The following is a 4,819-nucleotide window of genomic DNA, read 5'->3' as shown; positions in this document are numbered from 1 at the left end:
GGTGGCGGGTCGATCGGCATTGTCGGTGCTGCCCGCGCCGGCTTGTTGGTGGCCGCCGACCCGGACGACCCGACGCGCCGGGTTCTGGCGTGTGTGAAATCCAACCTGGGCCAAATGCCCGACTCGTTGGCCTACCGACTCGTCGATTGCCCCGACCTCGGCGTCGCCCGCGTGGAGTGGGAAGGCGTCACCGGATACGACGCCCACCGGCTCCTCGCAGGATCGGCCCCAGACGAGGATCGCCACGACGTCGACCAATGGCTGAGCGAGTTCCTGGCAAACGGTTCTAAGAAGGCCAACGAGGTCTATTCCGGGGCTGATGCGGCCGGCTACTCGAAGGATCAAGCCAAGCGCGCCAAGAAGCGACTCGGCGTCCTCGCCGTCAGGGAAACCGGCGACGGACCGTGGTTCTGGAAGCTCCCAGCCAAGGGAGCGACCGACCAAGGGAGCACCCCGGACACCCAAAACAGTGCTCCCTTGCTCCCTTGCACTTCAGAAGGGGTGCGGGAGGCCGAGAATCGACCAAGGGAGCAGGGTGCGCCGGACCGCCCCCTTGGTCAGGCACAAGCAGATCCGCCCGCGCCGTCGCCCAATGCGATGGCCAGCCACGCCCACCCACCCGCCCTCATCACCAGCCGACGCGCACGCACCATCAAAGGAAAACCAACCTCCAGCTACCCCAACTGCACGATCTGCGGACAGTCCGTATCCAACGGCACCGACACCCACTACGAATGCCGCAGCAAACAACAGGCCGCCTCATGAAACACCGCGTCATCTTCGTAGACCCCGAACTCTGGACCACACCCAAGGAGAACCGCATGAACCCCACCATCACCACCGGCGACTGGCGACGAGCCGGCGCACTACTCAAACACCGACTCGCCCGCGACGTCGACGGCTGCAACGCCATCCTCGAAGAAACCATCCAAGTCGCCCGCCTCTCCAACCTCATCGTCGCCCTCATCGGCACCCTCGACGCCGTCGCCGATCAATTGCTGACACCACTCGGACTCGACGGCCTCAACGAATGGCTCGAAGCCTGGACGCGCACCGACTTCGACCCGACCCGACCCACCGAGTGGACACGAGCCGCAGCCCTGACCATCGCCTGCCACGCCAAGGACACCTCGGAGATGCACCGGGTCATCGAGGAGGGCGACGACGACAACGTCACGCCAGTCGTGCTATCCATCATCGACGCCTACGCCGCCGCGTGCCCAGCACTAGCTACCCACACCGGCTCCCAAGTCATAACCCACGGGCTCCGAATGCTGACGGGCATGGAAGCCGAGGGCGACCAGTGACCCTCCGGACCTGCCTCCAGTGCGGAGAACCCTGCGACGGACCACGCTGCCCCGAACACGACACCAAAGGCACCGCCACCAACCGCGGCTACGACGCCGCCTGGGACCGCCTGTCCCGCAGAGCCCGACGACTCCAACACTTCTGCACCGACTGCGGAGCCACCGAGGGATTGCAGGCCGACCACCTGCCCGAGGCATGGGCCGCCAAGGCCGCTGGCAAGCCCATCAAGCTCACCATGGTCGACGTCGTCTGTGGACCCTGCAACATCGCCCGAGGAGCCGCACGCGGCCCATCAGCCACCAGGGGGATGGACCCCACCGCGACCCCTCCCAGACCCCGGCCCAGGCAAAGTTTGTGTCTCACACCGCGAGGTGTGGTTTGACGTCAGTATGGAGCCTCTGCGATGGCCCATTCGGCTGGATCGGCCGGCGGTGGTCCGGGACGCTGGTCGGAGGTCACCTGCCGCCAGAACCCGGGGGCGTAGTACTCCGAGGAACGAACGCCGTTTCCGAAATGGACTGCCAGAACGCCGCTGGGCAGGAACTCGTACCAGTCACCGTCGCCACTGTGTGCCTCGGGTGCGAAGTCGCCCAACCTCACATGTATTGCCACACGAGGAGCTTGCCATGAAGGCCGGACCCAAGGGGCAGATTAAAGCCGCGCCGTTGGATTTCTCGGGTCTGCCCGAGGATCGTGCGGGTCGCCGGCTGGCGTTCATCGCCGAGTATCTCGTCGTACCGAAGGGTGTCGGCGCGGGGGAGCCGGTGCGGCTGCGGCCATTCCAGACGGAGATCATCGAGGGCGCGTTCGCGCCGGGTATCCGTACCGGCTTGGTGTCGGTGGCCCGTGCTAACGGGAAGACGGGTCTGGCTGCGATGCTGGCGGTCGCTGAGCTGTTCGTCGGGGACGCTTCCGCCGAGGTGTTGGTCGTGGCGTCCGATCAGCGGCAGGCGAACATCACTTTGCGGATGGCCAAGCGGATGATCGAGCTGAACCCGGAGCTGGAGAAGCGGGCGCAGATCTTCGCGGATCGAATTGTGTTCCCGCACAACGACAGCCTGCTTTTGCCGCTGCCTGCGGAGCCGGGCGCGCTGCATGGGCATGATCCGTCGCTGCTGATCGTCGATGAGCTGCACGTCGTGACGGAGGCGACGTGGGAGGCAGTCACCAGCGTGTCGGGCAAGCGCCCGGAGTCGCTGACCTTGGCGATCTCCACGCCGTCGTCGTCGCCGGACTGCATCATGTGGCGGTTGGTCGAACACGGTCGTGACGGCGACGATCCGGCGTTCTACCTCAAGGAGTTCGCCGCCCCGGAGGGCTGCCCGACCGATGACCGGGAGGCGTGGCGGCAAGCTAATCCGGCGTTGGCGTGCGAGGAGCCATTCCTCGCCGAGGACGGACTCGAGGCTGCCCGCCGGACGTTGCGGGAGCCGGTGTTTCGTCAGCTCCGGTTGGGCCAGTGGGTCACCGGCGTGGAGGCGTGGCTGCCGTGGGGCGCCTGGGCGGAATGCGCGACGGATCGGGTCGTGCGACCTCGTGAGCGGGTCGTCCTAGCCTTCGACGGGTCCGCCTCGGGTGATTCCACCGCCTTGGTGGGTTGCACCCTCGACGGGCATATCTGGCTGGAGGGGATCTGGGAGAACCCCGGCGACCGTGGCTGGCGTGTCCCGCGGGAGGACGTGACCCGCGCCGTGGATGTGGCGTTCACCAAATACGACGTCGCCGAGCTGGCGTGCGACCCGTGGGGATGGCGGTCTGAGATCGAGGACTGGGCAAAACGGCACGGGGAGCGCCGGGTCGTCGAGTGGAACACCGCCCACGCCGCCCGGATGGCGCCGGCCACCGACCGGCTGTATCAGGCCGTCGTCACGAACGCTGTGACGCATGACGGGGATTCGAGGATGGCCAACCACATCGCGCACTGTGTGGCCAAGTCCACCCCGCAGGGGGATCTCGTGTCCAAGGACAAGCGCGGTTCGCCCCGCAAGATCGACGCCGCCGTGGCCGCCATCGTGGCCTTTGACCGGGCGGCCTGGCATCAACAACGAAACCGTAAACGAGTAAGGAGCTTTGCCTCATGACACAAGATGAATTGCTGACCCTGTTGATCCGCCGGCTCAACGAACCGTTGGCCCGCTACGCCGATCTGGGCCGCTACTACGACGGCAAGCAACCGCTGGCGTTCCTGTCTCCGGAGGCGAAGACCGCTCTGGGCAACAGGTTCGGTGTGATGGCCTCCAATATCCCCCGCCTGGCTGTCACTGCGCTGGCGGAGCGGCTGCGGATCACCGGGTTCACCGGAGACGCCGGATTGTGGAAGTCGTGGATAGCCAACGATTTGGACCAAACCTCGGGTGTGGCGCACCGGGAGGCCCTGCTGCTCGGTGACTCGTATGTGATCGTGTGGGCTGACCGCTTTGGCCGCCCTCAAGTGACAGTGGAGTCCGCCAAGCAGGTCGCCGTACTCACCGACCCCGGAAGCCGGGAAACCATCGCTGCCATTAAGAGGTGGGAAGACAAGGACCGCAACATTACTCACGCGGTGCTCTACCAGCCCGACAAGATCACCAAACTGACCGCCCAGCAGGTCGGAGCCGTCACAGGATTCACCCCCGTCGACAGCATCAGCAATCCGCTTGGCGTGGTCCCAGTGGTGAACCTGCGCAACACCGACTACATCCTCGGCGACTTCGGAAACTCCGAAATCGAGGACCTCAAGCCGCTGGTCGACGCTTTGAACAAGTCGCTGGCCGACATGATGGTCACGAGCGAGTACGTTGGCCGGCCGCGCCGCTGGGCCACCGGAATCGAACTCACCGAGGAGCCTGTCCTCGACGGCGACGGCAACCCGGTCCTCGACGACGACAGCCAGCCCGTGATGCGGGAAGTCAACCCGATCCCCGAAGGGCACCGGGCGATGATCTCCGAGAATCAAGAAGCGAAGTTCGGGCAACTCAACGCCGCCGACCTCTCCGGCTACGAGGCGTCGGTGCGGGTCATCCTCGGCCAGATCATGGCCGTGTCCACCTTGCCGGCGCACTACGTCGGGGTGTTCAGCGACAACCCGGCATCCGCCGATGCTCTTCGGGCCGCCGAGGCTTCACTGACCGCGCGGGCCGAGGCGCGACAAGCCACCTTCGGCAGGGCATGGGAGCAGGTCGCCCGCCTCATGATCGCGGTGCGGGATGGCCGCGACCCCAACCTGATCGACGATATCCGAGTCCACTGGGCCGGCGCCGCGACCCGATCTGTCGCCCAAGAGGCTGACGCCGTGGTCAAGCTCTACCAGGCCGGTCTACTGCCTGCCGCCTACGCGCTGGGCAAGCTCGGATACTCCGACGACGAAATCGCCAAGATCAGTGCGGCAACTCCGATCCGGGAGGTGGCGTGATGCGCCTGGCTGCACGCGACCTCGACCCGTCTGTCACCGTCTCACCCGAGACGGGCCGCCCCATCCGAATGCGCACCGGCGCACTGACCTACATGATGACCCCCGCCGAAGCCATCGCAC

At 66.1% G+C, this 4,819-nt stretch carries 4 protein-coding genes and 1 pseudogene; 4 read left to right on the top strand and 1 reads right to left on the bottom strand.

The window, feature by feature from the left end:
• Window positions 1-765, top strand: a pseudogene (locus BN976_RS33780) (hypothetical protein); the annotation flags it as partial.
• 56 nt (window positions 766-821) lie between these two features.
• Window positions 822-1,307, top strand: a complete 486-nt coding sequence (locus BN976_RS32065; RefSeq protein WP_145977941.1) for a hypothetical protein — start codon at window positions 822-824, stop codon at window positions 1,305-1,307.
• Between the two features lie 385 nt (window positions 1,308-1,692).
• Here BN976_RS32065 and BN976_RS12145 read toward each other — a convergent pair whose 3' ends face one another.
• On the bottom strand, window positions 1,693-1,920 hold the full coding sequence (locus BN976_RS12145) for a tudor domain-containing protein (protein ID WP_145977940.1): 228 nt from the start codon (window positions 1,918-1,920) through the stop codon (window positions 1,693-1,695).
• Window positions 1,921-1,934: 14 nt separating this feature from the next.
• Between BN976_RS12145 and BN976_RS12140 the strand changes: the two genes are divergently transcribed.
• Entirely contained in the window at window positions 1,935-3,389 is a 1,455-nt protein-coding gene (locus BN976_RS12140) for a terminase large subunit domain-containing protein (RefSeq protein WP_036370950.1), read from the top strand.
• On the top strand, window positions 3,386-4,699 hold the full coding sequence (locus tag BN976_RS12135) for a phage portal protein (protein WP_051558407.1): 1,314 nt from the start codon (window positions 3,386-3,388) through the stop codon (window positions 4,697-4,699). Before BN976_RS12140 ends, BN976_RS12135 begins: the two co-directional genes overlap by 4 nt.
• The last annotated feature ends 120 nt before the right edge of the window (window positions 4,700-4,819 follow it).

The organism is Mycolicibacterium austroafricanum (assembly GCF_000612725.1).
Classification (GTDB): domain Bacteria; phylum Actinomycetota; class Actinomycetes; order Mycobacteriales; family Mycobacteriaceae; genus Mycobacterium; species Mycobacterium austroafricanum.
Note: the sequence above shows the minus strand (reverse complement) of the source record. Positions and strands in the feature narration are given on the sequence as shown.